The organism is Agrobacterium sp. FDAARGOS_525 (assembly GCF_003938925.1).
Taxonomy (GTDB): domain Bacteria; phylum Pseudomonadota; class Alphaproteobacteria; order Rhizobiales; family Rhizobiaceae; genus Agrobacterium; species Agrobacterium pusense.
Window position 1 is genome coordinate 342,435 of record NZ_RKIU01000003.1, and the last position, 22,896, is coordinate 365,330.

Annotated in this window: 20 protein-coding genes; 8 read left to right on the forward strand and 12 right to left on the reverse strand. The window is 60.0% G+C overall.

What is annotated here, in order from left to right:
* Positions 1-44 precede the first annotated feature (44 nt).
* The 3 genes from EGT36_RS02860 to bglA all read right to left on the reverse strand — a co-directional run bounded on the left by EGT36_RS02860 (position 45) and on the right by bglA (position 2,978).
* Positions 45-731, reverse strand: a complete 687-nt coding sequence (locus tag EGT36_RS02860) for a hypothetical protein (RefSeq protein ID WP_234882059.1) — start codon at positions 729-731, stop codon at positions 45-47.
* A gap of 130 nt (positions 732-861) precedes the next feature.
* Entirely contained in the window at positions 862-1,317 is a 456-nt protein-coding gene (aac(6'), locus tag EGT36_RS02865; RefSeq protein ID WP_037089732.1) for an aminoglycoside 6'-N-acetyltransferase, read from the reverse strand.
* A complete protein-coding gene (gene bglA, locus EGT36_RS02870; RefSeq protein ID WP_037089731.1) occupies positions 1,314-2,978 on the reverse strand; it encodes a beta-galactosidase BglA in 1,665 nt (554 codons plus the stop codon). Before bglA ends, aac(6') begins: the two co-directional genes overlap by 4 nt.
* Positions 2,979-3,133: 155 nt before the next feature.
* On the opposite strand from bglA, the gene EGT36_RS02875 reads away from it, so the two are divergent.
* Together EGT36_RS02875 and EGT36_RS02880 are read left to right on the forward strand one after the other, a co-directional pair.
* On the forward strand, positions 3,134-4,054 hold the full coding sequence (locus tag EGT36_RS02875; RefSeq protein WP_169692046.1) for a sugar kinase: 921 nt from the start codon (positions 3,134-3,136) through the stop codon (positions 4,052-4,054).
* A 138-nt stretch (positions 4,055-4,192) separates the two neighbouring features.
* On the forward strand, positions 4,193-5,242 hold the full coding sequence (locus EGT36_RS02880) for a bifunctional monoglucosyl/glucuronosyl diacylglycerol synthase (RefSeq protein ID WP_004443066.1): 1,050 nt from the start codon (positions 4,193-4,195) through the stop codon (positions 5,240-5,242).
* A 170-nt stretch (positions 5,243-5,412) separates the two neighbouring features.
* Here the strand turns inward: EGT36_RS02880 and EGT36_RS02885 are convergent, their stop codons facing one another.
* From EGT36_RS02885 to EGT36_RS02900, 4 genes are all read right to left on the reverse strand, one after another.
* Entirely contained in the window at positions 5,413-6,021 is a 609-nt protein-coding gene (locus EGT36_RS02885; RefSeq protein WP_037089727.1) for a DUF2026 family protein, read from the reverse strand.
* Between the two features lie 196 nt (positions 6,022-6,217).
* The gene (gene der / locus EGT36_RS02890) at positions 6,218-7,648 is read right to left on the reverse strand and encodes a ribosome biogenesis GTPase Der (RefSeq protein WP_004443070.1); all 1,431 of its coding nucleotides are present in this window, start codon (positions 7,646-7,648) and stop codon (positions 6,218-6,220) included.
* A gap of 132 nt (positions 7,649-7,780) precedes the next feature.
* Positions 7,781-8,452, reverse strand: coding sequence for a tetratricopeptide repeat protein (locus EGT36_RS02895; RefSeq protein ID WP_037089725.1), 672 nt, complete (start codon positions 8,450-8,452; stop codon positions 7,781-7,783).
* A 156-nt stretch (positions 8,453-8,608) separates the two neighbouring features.
* A complete protein-coding gene (locus EGT36_RS02900) occupies positions 8,609-9,193 on the reverse strand; it encodes an NnrU family protein (protein ID WP_006699417.1) in 585 nt (194 codons plus the stop codon).
* A 149-nt stretch (positions 9,194-9,342) separates the two neighbouring features.
* On the opposite strand from EGT36_RS02900, the gene EGT36_RS02905 reads away from it, so the two are divergent.
* A complete protein-coding gene (locus EGT36_RS02905) occupies positions 9,343-10,326 on the forward strand; it encodes a polysaccharide deacetylase family protein (protein ID WP_037089724.1) in 984 nt (327 codons plus the stop codon).
* A 46-nt stretch (positions 10,327-10,372) separates the two neighbouring features.
* On the opposite strand, the gene bacA is transcribed toward EGT36_RS02905, so the two are convergent.
* The 4 genes from bacA to EGT36_RS02925 all read right to left on the reverse strand — a co-directional run bounded on the left by bacA (position 10,373) and on the right by EGT36_RS02925 (position 15,174).
* On the reverse strand, positions 10,373-11,647 hold the full coding sequence (gene bacA / locus EGT36_RS02910) for a bacteroid development protein BacA (protein WP_006699415.1): 1,275 nt from the start codon (positions 11,645-11,647) through the stop codon (positions 10,373-10,375).
* A 185-nt stretch (positions 11,648-11,832) separates the two neighbouring features.
* Positions 11,833-13,023 carry an MFS transporter gene (locus EGT36_RS02915; protein WP_022556741.1) on the reverse strand — a complete coding sequence of 397 codons (1,191 nt, stop codon included), beginning with the start codon at positions 13,021-13,023 and terminating at the stop codon, positions 11,833-11,835.
* A 282-nt stretch (positions 13,024-13,305) separates the two neighbouring features.
* Positions 13,306-14,058, reverse strand: a complete 753-nt coding sequence (gene map, locus EGT36_RS02920) for a type I methionyl aminopeptidase (protein WP_004443083.1) — start codon at positions 14,056-14,058, stop codon at positions 13,306-13,308.
* Positions 14,059-14,109: 51 nt separating this feature from the next.
* Positions 14,110-15,174, reverse strand: coding sequence for an LLM class flavin-dependent oxidoreductase (locus EGT36_RS02925; protein WP_004443085.1), 1,065 nt, complete (start codon positions 15,172-15,174; stop codon positions 14,110-14,112).
* A gap of 205 nt (positions 15,175-15,379) precedes the next feature.
* On the opposite strand from EGT36_RS02925, the gene EGT36_RS02930 reads away from it, so the two are divergent.
* From EGT36_RS02930 to EGT36_RS02950, 5 genes are all read left to right on the forward strand, one after another.
* Positions 15,380-16,156, forward strand: a complete 777-nt coding sequence (locus EGT36_RS02930) for a 3-hydroxybutyrate dehydrogenase (RefSeq protein WP_006699412.1) — start codon at positions 15,380-15,382, stop codon at positions 16,154-16,156.
* Positions 16,157-16,283: 127 nt separating this feature from the next.
* Positions 16,284-17,753 carry a xanthine dehydrogenase small subunit gene (gene xdhA / locus EGT36_RS02935; RefSeq protein ID WP_037089723.1) on the forward strand — a complete coding sequence of 490 codons (1,470 nt, stop codon included), beginning with the start codon at positions 16,284-16,286 and terminating at the stop codon, positions 17,751-17,753.
* 3 nt (positions 17,754-17,756) lie between these two features.
* Positions 17,757-20,096 carry a xanthine dehydrogenase molybdopterin binding subunit gene (gene xdhB, locus EGT36_RS02940; protein WP_037089722.1) on the forward strand — a complete coding sequence of 780 codons (2,340 nt, stop codon included), beginning with the start codon at positions 17,757-17,759 and terminating at the stop codon, positions 20,094-20,096.
* A gap of 195 nt (positions 20,097-20,291) precedes the next feature.
* A complete protein-coding gene (gene xdhC, locus EGT36_RS02945; RefSeq protein WP_037089721.1) occupies positions 20,292-21,146 on the forward strand; it encodes a xanthine dehydrogenase accessory protein XdhC in 855 nt (284 codons plus the stop codon).
* Positions 21,147-21,383: 237 nt separating this feature from the next.
* Complete coding sequence (locus tag EGT36_RS02950) at positions 21,384-22,313, forward strand: LysR substrate-binding domain-containing protein (RefSeq protein ID WP_037089720.1); 930 nt, start codon at positions 21,384-21,386, stop codon at positions 22,311-22,313.
* Here the strand turns inward: EGT36_RS02950 and EGT36_RS02955 are convergent.
* Positions 22,289-22,627 carry a hypothetical protein gene (locus tag EGT36_RS02955; protein WP_006699610.1) on the reverse strand — a complete coding sequence of 113 codons (339 nt, stop codon included), beginning with the start codon at positions 22,625-22,627 and terminating at the stop codon, positions 22,289-22,291. The genes EGT36_RS02950 and EGT36_RS02955 overlap by 25 nt on opposite strands.
* Positions 22,628-22,896: the final 269 nt, after the last annotated feature.

Below are 22,896 nucleotides of genomic sequence, written 5' to 3' on the forward strand. Positions count from 1 at the left end.
GCGAAGAACGCTTCGCCTCCGTTTTTGAGGCCGCTGGCGCGGCCTCATGCCTTCGTCTCCGCAGGCCAGGTGACATAATAATATTTGCCCGCGACCCTGCCGAAATAGGCATTTTTTCCCGTCGCCTTTTCGACATAACTCCCGTTTCCGTCCTTGGAAAGCGCACCGTCTTCGCTGCGCTTCAGTTGAGTATTGAGGAAGTCGACCCAGTTGGTCTTGGCGGTATCGGTAGCTGTGGTCGGCGTTGCTTTTTTCTGGTTGGGATCCCACGCATTGATCGTTTTACCCTGAGTGGGATTGGTAACCTGCAGGGCCCCGCGCTCGAGAGCGCCTACCATTGCCCGGGCGCGCAGATATTGCGCCGGATCGTCGCCAGCCAACGCGAGCTTCGCTTTCAGATTCCGCATGAAAGCGGGCGACGCGATATAGTCGGCCGAAGAGGTTTTTGCCGCTGGTGTCGATGAGGATGTGCGGGCCGCCGATTTCCCGGAAGGAAATACATCGCGGATGGACGGAAGGGCAGCCTTGGCTTTGCCGCCTGAGGACCTAGTATTACCGCTGTTGGGCTGATTGAAATTCTTGATTGAAACGGACATGACAATTCCTGCTTCACTAACGAGTGGTGATGGAAATATGCAGGACACGATGTTTGACGCCGAAAGCTTGCCCAGGACTTGCAGTACAGCCGAAATAAATGCGAAACCATTATTTATGCGGAGGAAAAACGACAATATAAACATTCTAAATTATGAATATACTTAAATAGCTTCGTTACGACGTTAAGACAAAGCCATGACGTCACATGCGGCGGTGGCAACCCGCCCCGCAGCCAGAGACTCTTCGCGGATCAGCACAGGCAGCTTATCGCCTCGGGATCAGCGACCTGCGAAAATAAACGACGCGCTCCGTTTCCTCAAATCCCAGGGCCGCATGCATGCGATGGGAGCTGAGATTGGCGATATCGGCATCGGAGGCAAGTTCGCTGACGCCTTGGTCGATGGCCCAGCGGGTCACCTGCTCCACCAGAAGGGCGGCGACGCCCTGCCTGCGAAACGCCTCCTCCACGTAGATTCCCTCAAGAAACGCCACGGGTGACGTATCGCAGCCGTTGACGTAATCCCGCCGCAGGCTGACCTCGGCAAAACCAATGGCCGATCCGTCAAGATCGTGAACGATAAATCCAGCCCCGGTTTCGCAAACGTCCTGCAACTCAGCCCGATGGTCTTCAGGCGCCGTATCGGGCCAGAGACGGTGTCGCAGAAGGCACCAGTCATCCGGATAGTCGCCAGCATTTCGGACGTCGAAAGTCCCGCTCATTCAACGCTCCCGCAAAACACGTCCAGCCCCTCAAGCTTGACGATGCCGCCATCAAACAGCGGCTCGAAACCCGGCATCGGCAGGATTGTCGTCACGTTCATGCCCCTGGGGATGGGAAACTCCACCGGCTTGCGCGTCAGGTTGAAAACGAAAAGCAGCGTATGCTCGCCCCTGTAACGCGTGAAGGCCAGCACGTCGAGATTGGTTTTCAGGAACGTCATGTCCCCGTCACGCAGCGCGCCATGGCTTTTCCGGAACGACAGAACCGCCCGGTAATGGTTCAGGATCGAGTCCGGCCTTCGTTCCTGCGCATCCGCGGCGTGCATGGCATGCGCATAGGGCACCGGCAGCCACGGTTTTTCAGCGGTCGAAAAGCCGGAATTCTGCTTGCCTGTTTCCCAGACCATCGGCGTGCGGCATCCATCGCGCCCCTTGAAGGCTGGCCAGAAGCGGATGCCATAGGGGTCACGCAAATCAGCGAAAGCCAGCTCAGCCTCCGTCAAGCCAAGTTCCTCGCCCTGATAGAGGCAAATGGACCCGCGCAGGCTGGCGAGAACGCAGATGGCAAGCTTGGCAACCCGCGTCTGTTCTTCGGCGCCTTCCGAAAACCGGCTGAGATGGCGCACCACGTCATGGTTGGAAAAGGCCCAGCAGACCCACCCGTCCGTCACCACCTTGCCGAAAGTCTCGACCGACCCGCGGATGTGTTTGGCGGTGAAATCCGGCCCCAGAAGGTCGAAGGTGTAGCACATGTTGAGCTTGTCGTTGCCGGACGTGTAAGCAGCAACGGTCTTCAACGATCGCGCGCCGTCACCCACTTCACCCACGGTGGCGCGGCCCTCATACTCATCGAGCAGTGCGCGGAAGCGCTTCAGGAAACCGATATTTTCCGGCCGGGTCTTGTCATAAAGATGGTCCTGCATGCCGTAGGGGTTGACGTCGGAAGCGTCGAGCCCGAAGCTTTCCTCGTCGAACAGCGGCGGGTTGTCACGCAGGAGCTTGTCGTGGAAATAGTGATTGACGGTATCGAGCCGGAAACCGTCCACGCCGCGATCCAGCCAGAAGCGTACCGTTTCCAGCAGCGCATCCTGAACCTCGGGATTGTGGAAGTTCAGGTCCGGTTGCGACGTCAGGAAGCTGTGCATGTAATATTGCTTGCGCACGCCATCCCACTCCCAGGCCGGCCCGCCAAAAACTGAAAGCCAGTTCGTCGGTGCCGTGCCGTCCGGCTTGGGATTGGCCCACACATACCAGTCAGCCTTGCTGTTCGTCCGGCTCGCCCGGCTGTCCACGAACCATGGATGCTGGTCCGACGTGTGCGAGATGACCTGGTCGATGATGACCTTCAAGCCGAGACGATGCGCCTCGGCCATCAGCGCATCGAAATCAGTGAGCGTGCCGAACAGCGGATCGACATTGCAATAATCCGAGACGTCATAGCCCATATCCGCCATGGGCGAGGTGAAGAAGGGCGAAAGCCAGATTGCGTCGACACCGAGCGAGGCGATGTATGGCAAGCGCTTGGTCACGCCGGCGAGATCACCATAGCCGTCGCCCGTCGTGTCCTGAAACGAACGCGGATAGACCTGATAAATCACCGCTCCCTTCCACCAGTCCGATTGCGCTTGGGGTTTGTGGACCGGGGCATGGGATAACGTCATCGGCAATCTCCTGATCGTGTCTGACGCAGAGAATATAAAGCCGCCGCCTCCGCGTAAACCTTAACTTCGCACCTGCACAAACGGCCAAAACCACCTTGTCAGCAGCGCGCACTCGTCGTAAGCCGCATGGCTGGAAAAAACGGGAGGATGACGGCGTGGGCGGACGATTTCTGTCGATTGGCGAATGTATGGTGGAACTGTCGCAGGCCGGCAACGGGCTGCTGCGTAAGGGTTTTGCCGGCGACACCTTCAATACCGCCTGGTATGCGCGCGCCTGCCTGCCAGAGGACTGGTCCGTCGATTATTTCACCGCACTCGGCGACGATCCGCTTTCGGAAGACATGCTGGCATTCATTGCGGAAGCCGGCATCGGCACGGAAAAAATCCGCCGCATCAAGGGCGGCACGCCCGGCCTTTACCTGATCAACCTGAAAGACGGCGAACGCACCTTCAGCTACTGGCGCAATGCCGCGGCGGCAAGACAGCTCGCTGCGGACGCGGACCACCTGCGCAAAACGGTCGAAAACGCCGACGTCGTCTATTTCTCCGGCATTACGCTCGCCATCCTCGCCTCTGCCCATGATGTCGATACATTCCTTGCGGAACTGCGCCGCGCCAGGGCGACGGGCAAGCTCGTGGTCTTCGATCCCAACATCCGCCCGCGCCTCTGGGCGGACAAGGACATCATGCTGGAGACGATCTCCAATGGCGCCCGCGCCGCGACGCTTGTCATGCCGAGCTTCGACGACGAGGCGAGCCATTTCGGCGATACCTCCGTGGAAGCGACCATTGCCCGTTACCGTTCGCTCGGTGTTGAAAACATCGTTGTGAAGGACGGCCCCAAGGGCGCAACACTCGATTTCGGCGGCAACCGTAGCCACGCCCCGGCGATGAAGGCCGTTGAGGTGGTGGACACGACGAGCGCCGGCGACAGTTTCAACGGCGCCTTCCTCGCCCGTTATGTGACCGGAAGCTCTCCGGAAGAAGCGGCCACTTTTGCCGCTAGGGCGGCGGCAACCGTGATTGGCCACCACGGCGCGCTGATCAGCCCCGAATTGCTCCCTCTCGTCGGATAGCCGCCACGCCCGGCCAGCAAACAAGGTTTTGCAGCCGTCACAGACCCTGACATGATCCTGTAACACGCGCGCCGCATATACGGGCGGAAGCCGGGCAATGGGGATTCGCCCGTGCGCAGATGAGCAGGATCGGTGTTCATGACGAGAATCACGATTGTCACAGATGCCTGGCACCCGCAGGTCAACGGCGTGGTTCGCTCGATCGAAAACACCAATACCGAACTCGCGCGGCTCGGCGTCGATGTGCGCATGGTGACGCCGCAGAGTTTTTACAGCATCCCCTGCCCCACCTATCCGGAAATCCGCCTTTCGGTTGCCGGCTATCGCCGCGTGGCGGCGGAGATCGAAAAAAGCCAGCCCTCCTTCGTGCATATTGCCACAGAAGGGCCGCTGGGTTTCATGGCGCGGCGCTGGTGCGTCAAGAACCGCATGCGTTTTTCAACCAGCTATCACACCCGCTTCCCCGAATATGTGGCGGCGCGCTTTCCCGTGCCGGAAAGCTGGCTTTATGCCTTCGTGCGCTGGTTCCACAATGGCGGCAACACCTGCATGGTGGCGACGCCAAGCCTTGAGACAGAACTGGAGGCGCGCGGCGTGCGCAACCTCAAACGCTGGAGCCGCGGCATCGACGCCGAGCTTTTCCATCCCCGCCCGAAGGCAAAGCTGCCCTTCGACCTGCCGAGACCGATTTTCATGACCGTGGGACGTGTAGCGGTGGAGAAGAACCTGCCGGAATTCCTCGATCTCGACCTGCCGGGATCTAAGGTCGTCATCGGCGACGGCCCCGCCCGCCATGAATTGCAGGAAAAATACCCTGACGTCCTTTTCACCGGCGTCAAGACCGGCGAGGATCTTGCCGACGCCTATGCGCAGGCCGATGTCTTCGTTTTCCCGTCCAAGACAGACACCTTCGGCAACACCATTCTGGAAGCTCTGGCAAGCGGCGTGCCCGTGGCCGCCTTCCCCGTTACCGGACCAATCGACATCCTTGGCGGCAACCCGGCGGCCGGAGCGCTGGACGACAATCTTCGCGATGCCTGTCTTGCCGCCCTTCATTGTTCGCCCCAGGCGGCGCTGGCGCTCTCCAGGAGCTACAGCTGGGAAAAGGCATCCAGGCAATTCCTCGACAATGTCATTCATGCCGCTGGCAAATCGCTGCCGCTGCTCTCCCGCTCCCAACTTGCATGAGTCGATCCCCGAGATTTTCTTCAGGGATAGTGGACGAAACCGATCGGGAATGTCACAAGGCGATCAGGACGCGACTGCCGTTATCTTCAGAACGGGGTCGGGCTGCTGATTGACGTCAGGCGGCTGCCGCGGGATTACGCTGGCCGTCCTTTAGTCCGATAAACCGGTGCCTACCAGGCACCGACCAGAGATTCGCCTGTCAGTGGCACTGTCCGCGCCTTACCGTCCCGATCCGTCACCGACAGCAACGCCGCCATCTGCTTGGGTGACTTGCGGAACCAGTTAGCGGCGACGCTTGCCATATCGCCGATCATCGCGTGTTTGTGCCATTCGGCAAAGCGCTTGGCTGTTGCTTCCGGCTCCGAACGATAGAAGAAATCGCCGGATTGGCCGAGATCGTTGATGGATGCCGCCATGGCGGAGAGTGGCCGCTGGAACATTTTTGCCGGCACCGACAGCCCCCGGGCGCTATCGGCAAAAGCCGGCGCCATGAAATCGATCGCCCAGCCATCGGCATCGATCCAGCAGTGGAAATTCTCGCCCGCACCTGTCACGTAACCATCGTCGCGATGATCCGCGAACAGGAGCACCTTTCCGCCAAGATTATAGGCCGCAAGCCCGCCCTTCGGCACCGCTTTCACCTTGTAGTGCTGCTGCAGGATGAAGGCGCCGAAAGTGCTGAAATACATCGAGGCCGAAGCGGGATCGGCATTCTGGGCGAGGAGCAGGCTGTTGATGACGCGGTAGATCCGCTGATAGTCGGTCTGCTTGATCAGCATGATTTTTACTCTTCAAAACAAGGCGTTGGATGAGCGTCCGCCGCTTGTTTCTTCTCCCCGAGGGGGAGAAGTCCGCGGCAGCGGGATGAGGGGGCTAGGCCAGCGATATACGGAGAGCTTGCCCCCTCATCTGACCCTTCGGGCCATCTTCTCCCCGGCAGGGAGAAGAAAATTGCCGCGACGTCTCACGCCAAAATCAACGTCTCTTCTTCGCCTTGCTCTCGAACGGATTGTCCGAGCCGCGATAATGTACGCGGATCGGCACGCCCGGCATGTCGAAATCCTTGCGCAGGCCATTGACGAGATAACGCGTATAGCTCTCCGGAATGGCTTCCGGCCGCGTGCAGGAAATCATGAAGGCGGGCGGGCGGGCCTTGACCTGCGTCATATATTTCAGCTTCAGGCGGCGGCCGGAGACGGCCGGCGGCGGGTGCTGCGTGGTCTGCGCGTCGAGCCAGCGGTTAAGCCTTGCGGTGGAGATGCGGCGGTTCCAGACCTTGTCGGTATCGATGATATTCTGCATCAGCCGGTCGAGACCATACCCCGTCTGTCCGGAAATCGGCACGGCGCGAATACCGCGCGCCTGCGGCAGCAGACGCTCGGTCTTTTCACGCAGATCGGCCAGATAGGCCTGCGGGTCTTCGACGAGATCCCATTTGTTGAAGGCGAGCACGGCGGCGCGGCCTTCGCGGATGACGAGATCGACCAGCTGCAAATCCTGCTTTTCGAACGGAATGGTGCTGTCGAACACGATGACGACGGTTTCGGCGAAGCGGATGGAGCGCAGCGAATCCGCAACCGAGAGCTTTTCCAGCTTCTCCGTCACCTTGGCCTTGCGGCGCATGCCGGCCGTATCGAACATCTTGATGGTGCGGCCGCGCCAGTCCCATTCGACGGAAATACTGTCGCGGGTGATACCGGCTTCGGGGCCGGTCAAAAGGCGATCTTCGCCGAGGAAACGGTTGATCAGCGTCGACTTGCCCGCATTCGGCCGGCCGATGATGGCGACGCGCAGCGGCTTGGTCTCGTCATAGACGGGCTCTTCGTCTTCCTCGTCCTCGCTGCCGGGCTCGCTGCGTGGCAGAACGATATCCGTTTCCGCCTCGTCCACCTCCGGCGGGAAGGCGACGTCTTCGCCGATCGCCTCGACAATGGCGTCGCGCAGGTCGATCATTCCCTGGCCGTGTTCGGCCGAGATCGGGCAAGGATCGCCAAGACCGAGCGTGAAGGCATCGTAGAAACCGGCGTCGGAACCGCGCGCTTCGGATTTATTGGCCACCAGCACCACCGGCTTGCCGCGACGTCGCAGCATTTCCGCCAGCGTCTCGTCGGCCGGCGTCAGGCCCGCCTTTGCATCCACTACGAAGAGTGTCACGTCGGCATCGTCGATCGCCGCTTCCGTCTGGGCCCACATGCGGCCCTGAAGCGTTTCCGGCCCGGATTGCTCCAGACCGGCGGTATCGATGATGGTGAAACGCAGGTCGACGAGCTTTGCCTCGCCAGGCCGGCGGTCGCGGGTCACGCCGGGCGTATCATCCACCAGCGCCAGCTTCTTTCCGACGAGACGGTTGAAAAGCGTGGACTTGCCGACATTGGGGCGCCCGACTATGGCGACGGTGAAGCTCATTGATCCTGGTTCCTTAAAGCACGTCTGCCCAAAACGTTACCTGTTTTGGGCAAAGGACATGCGTAAAATAATGCGTTGGATCGCTTTGGCAATGCGAAGATTGTCGGCGCGATCTCGGGCGGGGCAGCGGCGTTAGGCAGCCTTGCCCGAAGCGGTGATGTTATCGAGCATGATCTGCGCGCGGTTGGTGACGTTGCGCGGCGCCTGCGTGTCGCCGACGATCTGCTCGAACCATTGCTTGGCCTTGGCGAAATCGCCAGCCTTATAGGCGGCAAGACCGAGCGCCTCGCGGGCGGAAGCGCGCATGGTCTGGCCGTCAGTGCTGAGCGGTTCGGCAAGCGTAGCCACCTGATCATAGGTGCCATTATCGACCAGCAGCCAGGCGGCGCGAACCTTGGCGGCATCACGGAAGACCTGCGGCGCGGAATTATCGTTGCCGATCGCGGTGAAGGCGGCGATCGCACCGGCCGCATCGCCCTTCTGTGACAGCAGCGTTGCCGAACGGAACTTCGCCAGAACGGGATAGTTGCCGTGACCGGAGGTTTCGAGATCGGCGAAGGCCTTCAGCGCCTCATCCGTCTTGTTTTCGGAAGCGAGCGTCAGGGCCGCCAGGAACTGATCGCCGGAATTGGAGGCACGGCTGGTGTTCCAGTATTCGTAGATGCCGGCACCGGCGGCACCGAGAACAACGAGGACGGCGGCACCCACGACCACGATACCGTAACGGCCCCAGAAACGCGACAGCTGCTCGGAGCGGATCTGCTCGTTCACTTCGCGGATAAAGGTATCATTCTCGTTTGCCATCAAATTCTCCGTTACCCGCGCGGAGATCGTGTCCCGATCCATCCGTCCGCGGACATACCAAGCCGCTTACCCGGATCGGCAAAAGTAAGGCCAACCGGGTCATGGTCGGCCTTCTAGCCTATTTTGCCTGATATGTAAGGGGGAAACGTCGATTTCCTACATGGCGATGGGCTGAACGCCGATCAACCATTCGTGCAGTTTCAGGATGAAAGCCCCCCACAGAACGATGCCGCCGACGACCGCCACCAGATCGTAGCGGCTTGAAACGAAGTCCCGGACCACTTTTTCACCTGCCCGTTCCCGGCGCTTCAGCGAAATCCGCATCACCACGCCCCAGGCAAGGAACGACACGAAAAGCAGGATCGAAGACGTTTCTCCATTGGCGAGAAGATGCGCGAGCGCCCAGATTTTGACGGCCAGAATGAGCGGATGTTTGGTCTTCGTTGCGATATGGCCAGCCGGGATGAGGCTGGCCACGAGACAGATCATCGCCAGCAACATCAGGGTAATGGCGATGTGGCTCATCCAGACCGGCGGATACCAGAGCATGCCCGTCTCCTGCCGCGCTTCGCCGAAAGCGTAGATGACAAGGCCGAGCGTGATGAGGCTGACGACGGAATAAACGCCCTTGAATGGCCCTTCACCCATCGTCGCGATCATGCGCGCGCGAAACTGCGGTGCGATCACCTTCAGAAGATGGGTGAGCAAAAACAAGGCAAGACAGAGTGCGAGAAAAAGCATGGAACACGGCCCCCGGAGTGGAACGAAGCGGCTCAATCACCGCAGTCAAGAACAGGAATTAGGCTGAAAGTCATGAAAACGCCAGACTATTCAAAGCTTCGCCTTATTCCACCCGCAAAAGGCCACGGTGTTCATATGACGGAAGACTGATGTTTCGCCCCTTTGCCGCCTTTTCCCTGTCGCTTCTCGCCGCCCTTCCCGCTTTTGCACAAGAGGTGCAGAAGCCGAAGCAGCTTGTCATCGTTTCCTTCGACGGTGCGGGCGACAATACGCTGTGGGAAAGAAGCCGGGCGACGGCGAAAGAAGTCGGGGCGCATTTCACCTATTTTCTCGCCTGTACGCTGGTGATGGATCGCAAGACCAGCGCCAAGACCTATCAGGGACCGGGCCAGAAGGCCGGCCGCTCCAATGTCGGCTTCGGCCAGTCGCCGGATGAGGTGGAGGCAAGGCTTAGAAACATCTGGGCCGCCTATCGCGAAGGCCACGAGATCGCCAACCACACCTGCGGCCATTTCGACGGCGGGCAATGGACCGCCGAACAGTGGGACGGCGAATTCACCACCTTCACCAGCACGCTGGAAAACGCCTGGCAGATGATCGGCAAGAAGGGCGAGGAGCCCGAAGGCTGGCGCGACATGGTCAAAAAGATCAATGGTTTCCGCGCGCCCTATCTGTCGCAGGGTCCGGCGCTGACCGCCGCGCAGAAAAAGCACGGCTTCGTTTACGACGCCACCAGCATCACCAAGGGACCGGAATGGCCGGTGGAGCGGGAAGGTATCCAGCATTTCGGCCTGCCGCTGATACCCGAAGGCCCGGGCAACCGCCCGATCATTGCCATGGATTACAACCTCTTCATCCGCCACTCCGTCGGCGTCGAAACGCCCGATCGCTCGAGCGAGTTCGAAGAGCGCGCCTACACTGCCTTCCGCAACGCTTTCGACAGGCAGTACAATGGCGAACGCATTCCCCTGCAGATGGGCTTTCACTTCGTGAAAATGAATGGCGGCGCCTACTGGAACGCCTATGAAAGGCTGCTGCGCGAGGTCTGCCACAAGACCGATGTCGCCTGTGTGAGCTATGCTGAAGCCATGCCGATGATCGAGGCGCGCAAGAAGGCGAAGACCGAGGGCTGAACCTCTTCATGAAAAAAGGCGGCCGATTGGCCGCCTTTTTGTTTGGTCATGGGCGATCAGCATCCAGCTCGCCGCCTCTTGCTTCCCGAAGCAGGTAGCGCTGGTCGATTTCAGGCAGTTCCTGCCCTTCGATGGCCGCTTCGAAAGCTTTAAGACGTTTGTAGATCGACAGGAGTTCAACAATGGTCGTCCATGAGTTGACGAGGTACTGGAACGAGCCACGGACCTGTTCAAAGACGTTGAGTACCTGGTTCATCAGCCCGAGCGTTACCTTGCCGGCAACGATCGACGGGATGAGTACCAGTGTGCCGAAGATGTTGTCCGCCTGCAGATAAAAGATGCGGGCGACGTTGAAGTAGAGATAGTGGAAATAGAGGCGGAAATAATTCTTCCGGACATTCGCGAACAACTCGCTGATGGTCAGGGGATCCGCGCGATCTTCATGGTCTTCACCATAGACAAGTTCTTTTCGATACGCCGCTTCGACGCGCTGATTGCGGAACTCGAGGCCGGGCAGTTTGATACCCACGAGCGCCAGGAAAACGGTTCCGAACACTGACCAAACGATCGCAGCCCATACCAGCGCATGCGGCACGGTCCCGAAAAACGGCAGGTCCGTGATGGTTTCCGAGAAAGTGAACAGGACAGGTAGAAATGCAATCAGAGTCATGATCGCGCGCACGAAGCCCACGCCCAGCCCCTCGACCGTGGAGGAAAAGCGCATCGTATCTTCCTGCACACGCTGCGAGGCACCTTCGATATGCCGCAGACGATCCCAGTTCGACATGTAGAATTCGTTCATCGCCGTGCGCCACCGGAAAATGTAGTGGCTGACGAAAAACAGATTTAGAACGCCAACGAAGATGGCGACGAAGGCAATGCCTGCGAAACCAAGCGACCCCATATATAGCTGCTCAGCCGTAACAGGCGCCGTTCGCGCCAGAGCCTGCTGGATGAGGTCGTAGAACGGCCCGTACCAGGCATTCACCGCAACACTCACCTGCACCGAAAAATACGTCGCGAAAATAATAAGCGCCGAACCGAGCACTGACCAGTTTTGCCAGCGATGGGGCCGATACCAGAACCAGAATGCGGAAAAGATCAGCGCGGCAACGGCGTAATAGATGTAGAACCACAGGAACGGCGTGGACCAGAAAACCGAAACGCCGATGACAGGCTCCTGTCCGGCAGGCAAAGGCGGCAGGCCAATGGCGGCGCCCCAATTGCGGCCGCCGGCATACCAAACGCCGATCATGGCCATCGCCCAGACGAAGGCAGACGTGAAGAACAATTTCGGTTTGGGAAAGAAGGAATGAAACACGTTTCGAACTCACGCGCGTTTGAAATCAGCCATTATTGGCGAAGCACTAGATCGCCCGAACCTAGGGCAGAAATTTGTGCACAGCAACGGCGAAGCGCTGACCTTAACAAGATGTAAGGCAGAGTCCGTGGACGATACCCAGTGGAAACGCAGGATGAAAGGGGAAGAGACGGCGGCCCGCGGCCTTAACCACGCCGCTCCGTGGCGAGCACCGGCAGCATCAGCAGAATGCTGACGACGAGCACGGCGGAGGCGAGAACGCTGGGCGCGGTAAAACTTCCCGTCGCCTCTGCAATCCAGCCGGCGGCAAGCGGCCCGACGATCTGGCCCGTCCCGAAAGCGGCCGTCATCAGCGCAAAGGCGCGACGCGGGCTCGGACCCGCAAATTCCCGGCCGAGCTGTAGCCCGTAAGCGGTGATGACCATGAAGGTCAGCCCCAGGAGCAGACCACCCATGAGCACACCGGACACGGGCGGCAGCATCACGGAGGCGAAGACGCCGACGGCTTCCACGGCAAGAACGATCACGAAAGCACGTTTCAGCCCCTGCGCCCTCAATAGCGGCTTCCAGAGGAACAGGGATACCGCAGCGGCGCAGCCGGTGATGAACCAGGCGAGGAACTCCACGAAAACACCGGCTGCTGCCATGCGCGCTATCGCCACGATGAAGGTGGCTGTGATGACATAACCGAAGCCAAAAAGACCGTAGGCCAACGTCGTCAGGAAAAGCGGTCGTGTCCAGCTGAGCGGCGGTTCCGCCACCGCGGAAGCATGTCGCGGCGGGCCTGCCGGCAATATCCTGAAGACGAGCATAAAGGTCAGGAAGGAGAAGACGGCGCCGGCGATCCATTCCTCCCGCCACGAGGCGCCACCGCCATCGAAGACGACACCGATGAGATAGACCGCAAGCGAGGAGATTGCGATCCCCGCGCCAACGCCACCATAATGCAACGCCTGGATATTGTCCCTGCCGGCCTTGACGGCATGGCCGATGACGATCTGCGAGGTGAAGATCATGGTCAGCGCACTGGCGATACCGGCGAGAAACCGGATGACTGTGAAAGCGGCGACGGAATTGAAAGCCGCCATCGCCAACAAAAGCGCTCCGGTTGCAAACAGGCCGCTCAGCGCCACCAGCCTTTCCCGTCCCGAGCCCCATGAATAGGCGGCGAGAACCGCACCCGCCAGATAACCGGCAAAGTTACCAGCCGCCACGATCCCCGCATCCCCCGCAGACAGGGGCACGTTCGCCATCATGCCGGGCAGGATCGGCGTAAAGGAAAAACGGCCGAAGCCCATGGCGGAGGCCATCATCAGGGCACCGGCGAAACCGAGCGCTGTCAGATGTCTGGCGGAAAGTGGCTTGTCGATGCTCATGCATGGCTTATCGCAACGGGGAGGATAAGGGACAAGCGAGTTATTTTGATCGGCGTTATAAGCGGTCGTTATCGGTCAAGCGGTGAGCATCGAGGGTGCCGCGTATTTCCTCTCCCCGCCAGGGAGAAAGTGGCTCGAAGGGTCGGATGAAGGGGCCAGGTTGCCGGATTTCGGAGAGCTTGCCCCCTCATCCCGCTGCCGCGGACTTCTCCCCTCGGGGAGAAGAAACAAGCGGCACGCGCCCGCTCCGACAGCGAAAACGAGGCGGCAAAGGAGACGTCGTCAGTCCGCGAGCGTCAGGACCAGCGGTCCGTTCTTGGTCGCGACCACGGTATGCTCATATTGCACCGTCGGCGCGCTTGGATCGCTGTAGAGCGTCCACGGATCATCATCGCCGTCTTCCGCCCAGTAAGCCCCCGTCGAAAGAAATGGCTCGACAGTGAAGACCATGCCTTCCTGCATGATGCGTCGCTCATCCTTGTCCGGCCAGGTCGCCAGTTCCTTCGGCTCCTCGTGCAGCGAACGGCCAATGCCATGGCTCGCCAGATTGGTAATCAGCGTGTAGCGGTTTTTCTTGGCGAAAGCGCCGATGGCATTACCGATATCGGCAAAGGGCCGGCCTGTCTTCACCTGCTGCAGGCCTGTCCACATGGCGCGCTTGCCATCGCGGCACAGCCGCTCGATTTCCTTTTTGACCGGCGGCACGGCGAAAGACGAACCCGTGTCGCCGAAAAAACCGTTCTTCACAGCCGAGACATCGATATTGACGAGGTCGCCCGCCTTGATAATGCGCGCTCCCGGAATGCCGTGGGCCACTTCCTCGTTGACGCTGATGCAGGTCGCACCGGGAAACTTGTAGCAGAACTCCGGCGCCGATTCCGCATCGTTATCCTCGAGCACCTTGCGGCCGATGGCATCCAGTTCGGCCGTGGTGATGCCCGGTTCCAGCGCATCCGCCATGGTCTGCATGGCAACGGCGCATATACGGCCGATATCCTTCAGCATGACCAGTTCTTCGTCGGTGGAGATAACCATATGTCTTTCCGTCATTGTGAATGGCGGGTCTCGTGGCGCCCGCCTTGGTAATCATGAGGCCGTGGCTTTCACCGGATCGGCGCTCCCCGTCAATTCTTTTCTGACGATCGGAGCGACTTTCGTACCATAAAGCTCGATGCCGCGCATGATCTGATCATGTGGCATCAGGCCGATGGCCATCTGCAGCAGGAAGCGATCATTCCTGAATACCCCATGCGCCTTGATGATCTTTTCTGCCACCAGCTCCGGCTCGCCGAGAAAAAGATTGCCTTCCGGGCCACGCGCTGCATCGAAATGGGCGCGGTTGGTCGGCCCCCAGCCGCGCTCGCGGCCGATGCGGTTCATCACCTCCGCCTGCGGACCGTAAAACTGATCGGCCGCCTTGTCGGTGGTATCGGCAATGAAGCCATGCACGTTGATGCTGGTGCGCAGCGTCGTCTTGTCCTGACCGGCCCGCCGGGCAGCCTCGTGGTAGAGATCGAAGAGCGGCGCGAACCGGCGATATTCGCCCCCGATGATGGCGAGCGCTACCGGCAGCCCCATGGCGCCGGCGCGGGCGACAGATTGCGGCGTGCCGCCAACGGCGATCCAGACAGGCAGACGTTCCTGCAGCGGTCGCGGATAAACGCCCCGACCGTTGATGGCCGGGTGCTTGGTGCCCGACCAGGTTACGATTTCCTGTTCGCGCAGCGCCAGCAGCAGATCGAGCTTTTCGGCAAACAGCACGTCGTAATCTTCCAGATCATAACCGAACAGCGGATAGGATTCGATGAAGGAGCCGCGCCCCGCCATGATCTCGGCACGGCCGTTCGACAGGAGATCGACGGTGGAAAACTGCTGGAACACGCGAACGGGATCATCCGAACTCAGCACCGAAACGGCGCTCGTCAGACGTATGTTCTTCGTCTTCACCGCCGCCGCCGCAAGCACGGTGGAGGGCGAGGACACAACATAGTCCGGGCGGTGATGTTCGCCGAGCCCGAACACATCGAGACCTACCTGGTCGGCAAGTTCGATTTCCTCCAGAAGCTCCCTGAGCCGGCGCGCGCCTTCCGGCCCCCGGCCATCGGCGGGGTTCGGGTTAACATCCGCGAAAGTGTAAAGACCGAGTTCCATGAACATACCTCTGTTTGCCTGTCCGAGAGATAGGGACTGAGGCCCCCGCAGACAAACGCATAATATGGAAGTTTAGCTTCGAAAAAATGGATGGGCGCCGCCGGATCCGTGTCCTGTGACCCCGGACAGAAATGGCGATTGCCAGCCTGCCTTCTTGGGCATACGCTGCTTAAATATGTGCGAAGTAATGCAAAAAGGGGAAAGCATGCATCGGACAGTTATCGTGACAGGCTCCACGAGCGGCATCGGCCTTGCCATTGCCCAGCGATTTGCAAGGGAGGGCGCAAATGTCGTGCTGAACGGTTTCGGCGACGAGGACGAGATCGAAAAACTCCGTCTGGTGCTGGAAGCCGAAAGCGGCGGGCGCGTGCTTTACCATCCCGCAGACATGACGAAACCGGACGAGATCGCCGATCTCATCCAGTCGTCGCACGATAAGCTCGGCTCGGTCGACGTGCTCATCAACAATGCCGGCATCCAGCATATCGCGCCCATCGAGGAGTTTCCGACGGAAAAATGGGACTGGATCATCGCCATCAATCTGACCAGTTCCTTCCATACCATGCGCGCCGCGATACCGCTGATGAAGAAGGCTGGCAAAGGCCGCATCATCAACATTTCCTCGGCCCATGGCCTCGTCGCCTCGCCGTTCAAATCGGCCTATGTGGCGGCCAAACACGGCATCATGGGCCTGACGAAGACGGCGGCGCTGGAGCTTGCGCAGACCGGGGTTACCGTCAACGCCATCTGTCCCGGTTATGTGCTCACCCCGCTGGTGGAAAAACAGATACCTGAGATGGCCAGGGTGCGTGGCATCAGCGAAGAGGCGGTGAAGAACGACGTGATGCTGGAATTGCAGGCGACGAAGCAATTCGTCACCGTCGATGATGTCGCGACCGCGGCCATATTCCTGGCCAGCGACGCCGCCAGCAACATCACCGGCACGCATATTTCCGTCGACGGTGGATGGACGGCACAATAATCGCCAAATTTTCTTTCCGTTATGGAAAGAATGAATTGCCAAAACGGAAATCGATATGCCTGCCGGGGCGTGCATAGATGAACAACAAGAAACCGGCTCGGCGGCCGGACAAAAAGCAAGGCATTGCATGAACGACGCGATCAGCTTCATCCTCAACAGCGAAACGATCTCGCTTAGGGATTTCGGACCGACAGACACGCTTCTCGATTACCTCCGCATCAGCAAGCGGTTGACCGGGACCAAGGAAGGCTGCGCGGAAGGCGACTGCGGCGCGTGCACGGTGCTGGTTGGGCGGCTGCTGGACGGTTCGCTGCGTTATGAAAGCGTCAATGCCTGCATCCGTTTTCTGGGCTCGCTGCACGGCACCCATATCGTGACAGTGGAGCATCTGGCAGCCCGCGACGGCACGTTGCATCCCGTGCAGCAGGCCATGGTGGATTTCCACGGCTCGCAATGCGGCTTTTGCACGCCGGGCTTCATCATGTCGCTTTACGGCCTGTGGCTGACCAGCGAAAACCCAGGCCGCGCCGATATCGAGAAGGCGCTGCAAGGCAATCTCTGTCGGTGCACGGGTTACGAGCCGATCGTAAAGGCCGCCGAAAAAATCGCCGCCGCCCGCCCGAGCGCCCTGTTCGACCCGCTGCAACGCGACCGCACCGATATCATGGCACGGCTTTGGGCGATCCGCGAAAACGAGACGATCACCATCGTCAGCGGCGAAGACCGCACCATAATTCCGGCAACGCTTGCTGATCTTACCGAAATCTACGCCGCGGAGCCGAAAGCGACCATCGTTGCCGGCTCAACCGATGTCGGCCTGTGGGTGACGAAGCAGATGCGGGCGCTGAACCCTGTCATCTTCATCAACAATCTCGGCGACCTGCAGACCATCACGGTGGGCGAAGACGGTATCACGCTCGGCGCGGGCGTCACCTACAGCCAGGCCTTCAAGACCATCGCAGAGCATTTCCCGCCGCTTGCCCGGTTGTTCGATCGTCTCGGCGGCGAGCAGGTGCGCAACATGGGCACCATCGGCGGCAACATCGCCAATGGCTCGCCTATCGGAGATACACCGCCGGCGCTGATCGCGCTTAACGCGACGCTGACCCTGCGTTCTTCCTCAGGAAACCGCAGCCTGCCGCTGGAAAGCTATTTCATCGATTACGGCAAACAGGACCGGCTCAGCGGCGAATTCGTCGAAAAGCTCTTGATTCCGTTCCAGAAGCCGGAAAGCCACTATGCCGTCTACAAAATTTCCAAACGCCGCGACGAGGATATTTCCGCGCTGTGCGGAGCGTTCAATCTGACGCTTGATGCTGAGGGCGCAGTCGAAGACATCCGCATCGCCTTCGGCGGCATGGCCGGTACGCCGAAACGCGCTGCACATCTGGAGGCGGCGCTTCTCGGTAAAGCGTGGTCGCAGGACACGATTGATGCCGCGCGCGATGCGTTGGATGAGGATTTCACCCCGCTGACCGACTGGCGGGCGACCGCCGAATATCGGCAACTGACGGCCAAGAATTTGCTGACACGGTTTTTCCTCGAGACAGCAGGGGAAAAGCAGGAACTTGCCCGCTTCTCGCTGGAGGAAGCTTGAACCATGGACACCACAAGCTTCGACAAGACCAAGACCGAAATCGACGGCCCGATGCACACCTCGCTCCGGCACGATTCCGCCCACAAGCACGTGACGGGCAGCGCCGAGTATATCGACGATATTCCCGAACCCGCGGGCCTCATCCACGGCGCGCTGGGCATGGCGGACCGTGCCCACGCGGAAATTGTGTCGATAGACCTCTCCGAGGTCGAAGCCACACCGGGCGTTCTCTGGGTGATGACCGGTAAGGACGTGCCCGGCGAAAATGACATTTCCTCCGGCGGCCGTCACGACGAGCCGCTGCTTGCCGAAACCAAGGTCGAATTCCACGGCCAGCCGATCTTCGCGGTCTTCGCCGAGACGCGCGATATTGCTCGCAAGGCCGCCCGGAAAGCAAAGATCACCTATAAGGATCTGCCGCATTTCACCGACATCAATACAGCGATTGAAAATGGCGGCGCGCTCGTCATCGATCCGATGACGCTGAAGCGTGGCGATGCGAAGCTGGAAATGGATGTCGTGCCACGCCGCCTCACCGGCACGATGCGGATCGGCGGACAGGAACATTTTTACCTCGAGGGCCACATCGCCATGGCGGTGCCGGGCGAAGACGATGATGTGACGGTGTGGAGCTCCACCCAGCATCCGAGCGAAATCCAGCACATCGTCAGCCACATCCTGCAGGTGCCATCTAATGCCGTTACCGTGCAGGTGCGCCGCATGGGCGGCGGTTTCGGCGGCAAGGAAACGCAGGGCAACCAGTTCGCCGCGCTCTGCGCCATCGCCGCCAAGAAGCTGAACCGGGCCGTGAAAATCCGGCCGGACCGCGACGAGGACATGACGGCAACAGGCAAACGCCACGATTTCCGCGTCGATTACGAGCTGGGCTTCGATGACGAGGGCCGCATCCACGCCGTCGATGCCACCTATGCCGCCCGCTGCGGTTTTTCCTCCGATCTATCCGGCCCGGTCACGGACCGCGCGCTGTTCCATGCGGATTCCAGCTATTTCTATCCGCATGTGCACCTCACCTCGCGGCCGCTCAAAACCCACACCGTCTCCAACACCGCCTTTCGCGGTTTCGGCGGCCCGCAGGGCATGCTCGGCGCGGAACGTTTTATCGAAGAAATCGCCTATGCCGTCGGCAAGGACCCGCTCGATATCCGCAAGCTGAATTTCTACGGCGAGACCGGTTCCGGCCGCACCACGACGCCCTATCATCAGGAAGTCGAGGACAACATCATCGCCCGCGTTGTCGAGGAGCTGGAGACGTCAAGCGACTATCGCGCACGACGCGAGGCGATCGTCGAATTCAACAAAACCAGCCCGGTCATCCGCAAGGGCATTGCGCTCACCCCTGTCAAATTCGGCATCTCCTTCACCATGACCGCCTTCAACCAGGCCGGCGCGCTGGTGCATATCTATAATGACGGCTCCATCCATCTGAACCATGGCGGCACCGAAATGGGCCAGGGCCTTTACACCAAGGTGGCGCAGGTCGTGGCCGATGCCTTCCAGGTGGATATCAACAGGGTGAAAATCACCGCCACCACCACGGGCAAGGTACCGAACACCTCAGCCACCGCCGCCTCGTCAGGCACCGACCTTAACGGCATGGCCGCTTATGACGCCGCCCGCCAGATCCGCGATCGGCTGATCAAATTCGCCGCCGAGAACTGGAACGTGCCGGAAGAGGAAGTCGTCTTCCTGCCGAACCGGGTCCGCATCGGCCTTGAGGAAATCGCCTTCAATGATTTCATCAAAAAGGCCTATTTCGCCCGCGTGCAGCTTTCCGCCGCCGGTTTTTACAAGACGCCGAAAATCCACTGGGATCGCGCCGCCGGCCGCGGCACGCCGTTTTATTATTTCGCCTATGGCGCGGCGTGCTCGGAAGTATCGATCGACACGCTGACCGGCGAATATCTGATGGAACGTACCGATATCCTCCACGATGTCGGCAAGTCGCTCAATCCAGCCATCGATATCGGCCAGATCGAGGGCGCCTTCGTGCAGGGCATGGGCTGGCTGACCACGGAGGAATTGTGGTGGGACGGCAAGGGGCGGCTGCGCACCCACGCGCCTTCCACCTACAAGATCCCGCTCGCCTCCGACCGGCCGAAGAGCTTCAACGTCAGGCTAGCGGAATGGTCGGAAAATGCCGAACCCACCATTGGCCGCTCCAAGGCCGTGGGCGAACCACCCTTCATGCTGGCCATCTCGGTTCTCGAAGCCCTCTCCATGGCCGTCGCTTCCGTGGCAGATTACAAGGTCTGCCCACGCCTCGACGCGCCAGCAACGCCGGAGCGGGTGCTGATGGCGGTGGAACGGTTGAAGAAGGTTTGAGGGAGGACGTACCCATGCGGCCGAGCCCCCTCATCCGTCCCTTCGGGCCACCTTCTCCCCGTCGGGGAGAAGAAAGATGCCGCATCGCCTCACCCTTCCTGCAAGCACGTAAGATGGACGGAGCCAGTGCTCCGGGTTTCTTCTCCCCGACGGGGAGAAGGTGGAGCGCAGCGCCGGATGAGGGGGCCAGCCCCAATGCCTGACGCCTCCCTCTCCACTTTCCTCGCCCGCTACACCTCCACAATCCTCGTGGAAATCGAAGCCGTGAAAGGCTCGTCACCGCGCGAGGCCGGCACCTTCATGCTGGTCAGCCAGGAGGCCATCTGGGAAACCATCGGAGGCGGCCAGTTCGAATATATGGCCATAGACCATGCCCGCGCCATGCTGCGAACAGGCGCTACCGAAGACCGTATGGATATCCCGCTTGGCCCCGAAATCGGCCAATGCTGCGGCGGGCGCACGCTCCTGCGCTTTCGGCTGGTCACGGCGGATATTGCCGCCGCGCTTGAGGCAAGGCAAAAGGGCGAAGCCGAGCAGCAGCCCGCCGTTTTCATTTTTGGTGCCGGCCACGTGGGCAAGGCGCTGGCTGAGGCCCTGTCGCTGCTGCCCCTGACCCTGACCGTGGTCGAAACACGCGAAAACGAACTGCGCGATCTTCCGTCGGCAGCGGCGTCCATACTCACCCCCATGCCGGAAGCATTCGTTCGGAAAATCCCGGCAAATGGGGCCGCGGTCATCGTCACCCACGATCATGCACTCGATTTCATGATCGCGAAGGAGGCGCTCGCCCGCAACGATCTCGCCTATGTCGGCATGATCGGCTCGAAGACCAAACGCGCTACCTTTGCCCATTGGCTGGAGCGGGAAGAAGAGCCGCCTTCCCGCCTTGCAAAACTCATTCTGCCCATCGGCGGCAGCAGCGTCAGGGACAAGCGTCCCGCCGTTATAGCGGCCCTTGTGGCAGCCGAGTTGCTTCAAGCATTTTCCGCTGCCGAAACCCGCCGCAGCGGTAATCGATACGGCCATCCTCAAGGCCTAGATCTCGCTTGAGCGCGTCCGGCAGGCTTTCATCCGCCAGATTGTCGGGTTGGAGGCTCTCTAGGGTAAACTGTTCCGCTGTCCGCAGGCCCGCGCGCAGGCGGGACCACGCGCGCAAGAGTGCTGTGCGCATGTTCGTCTCCGTTCAAAAATGTCAGAAGCTCAGTTGATGAATTACGCTAAAAATGCTCTGATTTCCGAATTAAAACCAATGAAACCTTCGGCAATTGGCATAAAGAGAACTTATCCATGAAAATGTCACGCCAGTTCCCCCTGAATGCCCTGCGGGTGTTCGAAGCCGCCGCAAGACACATGAGCTTCACCAAGGCCGGCGAGGAATTGGGCATGACGCAGACGGCAGTCAGCTATCAGGTGAAACTGCTGGAGGAGAATATCGGAGAGCCGCTCTTCATAAGAAAGGCGCGGCAAGTCTCGCTGACCGAGGCTGGAGAAAAATTAGCGCCGAAAGTTGCGGAAGCCTTTAATACCTTAAAGGAGGCTGTCGATAGCGTGCGCGACGCGCCCGATGCAACGCTGACAATCCACTCAACCGCCACCTTTGCGTCGCGCTGGCTTTCGCGGCATCTGGGCGCTTTCCAGCTTGAACATCCCTCAATCGCGGTGCGGCTTGATACATCGAGCTCACTGATCGATTTTTCCCAATCAGACTGCGATGTCGCCATTCGCTGGAGCAAAGATAACGGTAAAGGGCTGATCTACCATCAACTGCTGCGCGGCGTTTATACGCCGATGCTGCATCCAAGTCTTGCTGACAGCATCGGCGGATTGCACCGCCCGGAAGATCTGCTGCGCCTGCGCATCATTGATCCCGGCGATATCTGGTGGAGCCAGTGGTTTCAGGAAGTGGGCGTTGAAAATCCCGGTCTCGACCGTTATCCCCGCAGCCGTCTCAATGTGCAGGCCTTCGAGGCCGCAGCGGCGATCGCCAGCCAGGGCGTCGCCATGCTCACCCCGGAACTCTATGCCGATGAGATTGCGCTCGGCCGCCTTTATCAACCCTTCGAGCATCTTAGCAGCGAGGGCAAGAACTACTGGCTGGTCTACCCCGAAAACCGCCGGAACATTCGCAAGATAAGGCTGTTCCGCGACTGGATTTTGAAGCGGATCGAGGAAAGCCGGCCGCAGCAGCAGCCTCAATACCCCATATCCGGCGCATAAAAGCACCGCGGCGTATCCTCATCCGGAAACAGACAGAGGTGGTACTCGCCGTCTTCGGATCGACGCGCCTGACTCTGGGACCAGTTGAAAACGTGACGTCGCGTGACCATGCGGTGATCGCCGGGCGCAAGCGAGACCTCGTAACCATCAGACGTCACCCGAACGCTGCGTGTTGGGATCATCTGGCAGTCGCCGGTTTCGGCATCGCCGTTGCAGCAGTAGCTTTCATATTTGAATCCCTTGTGGGATTCATGGGCAAGCGCGGTGGCGCTGAATGCAAAAAGCAGAAAAAGAACCGTCAGAACAAGGCGCATCGGCACGGTCTCCGTTGAAAACAACGGCGGCAGCCGGAAGATCATTGCGTCCCTTGACTTAAAATCTCATATCACTCACACCCGGACACAATGGCACCGGGAACTGCGACACCTGCCCCCTGATCTGCTCCGCCCAGGGTTCGCAGCGCCCGCTTTCGGAAGAACCGCCAGCGAAACATGTCATGGGATCCGCGCATCGACGCGAGAGTCCACAGCCTCATATTCTAGCACATCAGCAGGCTGCACACAGGATCATAGCTGAGTCGCCT

Bases quoted from the DNA above. Each gene is read 5' to 3' on its own strand.
- EGT36_RS02915 (WP_022556741.1), bottom strand. From the start codon at position 13,023: ATGAGCATCGACAAGCCACTTTCCGCCAGACATCTGACAGCGCTCGGT.
- EGT36_RS02895 (WP_037089725.1), bottom strand. From the start codon at position 8,452: ATGGCAAACGAGAATGATACCTTTATCCGCGAAGTGAACGAGCAGATC.
- EGT36_RS02925 (WP_004443085.1), bottom strand. From the start codon at position 15,174: ATGGAACTCGGTCTTTACACTTTCGCGGATGTTAACCCGAACCCCGCC.
- der (WP_004443070.1), bottom strand. From the start codon at position 7,648: ATGAGCTTCACCGTCGCCATAGTCGGGCGCCCCAATGTCGGCAAGTCC.
- EGT36_RS02955 (WP_006699610.1), bottom strand. From the start codon at position 22,627: ATGCGCCTTGTTCTGACGGTTCTTTTTCTGCTTTTTGCATTCAGCGCC.
- EGT36_RS02905 (WP_037089724.1), top strand. From the start codon at position 9,343: ATGTTTCGCCCCTTTGCCGCCTTTTCCCTGTCGCTTCTCGCCGCCCTT.
- EGT36_RS02900 (WP_006699417.1), bottom strand. From the start codon at position 9,193: ATGCTTTTTCTCGCACTCTGTCTTGCCTTGTTTTTGCTCACCCATCTT.
- EGT36_RS02930 (WP_006699412.1), top strand. From the start codon at position 15,380: ATGCATCGGACAGTTATCGTGACAGGCTCCACGAGCGGCATCGGCCTT.
- xdhA (WP_037089723.1), top strand. From the start codon at position 16,284: ATGAACGACGCGATCAGCTTCATCCTCAACAGCGAAACGATCTCGCTT.
- EGT36_RS02950 (WP_037089720.1), top strand. From the start codon at position 21,384: ATGAAAATGTCACGCCAGTTCCCCCTGAATGCCCTGCGGGTGTTCGAA.
- EGT36_RS02885 (WP_037089727.1), bottom strand. From the start codon at position 6,021: ATGCTGATCAAGCAGACCGACTATCAGCGGATCTACCGCGTCATCAAC.
- EGT36_RS02880 (WP_004443066.1), top strand. From the start codon at position 4,193: ATGACGAGAATCACGATTGTCACAGATGCCTGGCACCCGCAGGTCAAC.
- bglA (WP_037089731.1), bottom strand. From the start codon at position 2,978: ATGACGTTATCCCATGCCCCGGTCCACAAACCCCAAGCGCAATCGGAC.
- map (WP_004443083.1), bottom strand. From the start codon at position 14,058: ATGGTTATCTCCACCGACGAAGAACTGGTCATGCTGAAGGATATCGGC.
- xdhB (WP_037089722.1), top strand. From the start codon at position 17,757: ATGGACACCACAAGCTTCGACAAGACCAAGACCGAAATCGACGGCCCG.
- xdhC (WP_037089721.1), top strand. From the start codon at position 20,292: ATGCCTGACGCCTCCCTCTCCACTTTCCTCGCCCGCTACACCTCCACA.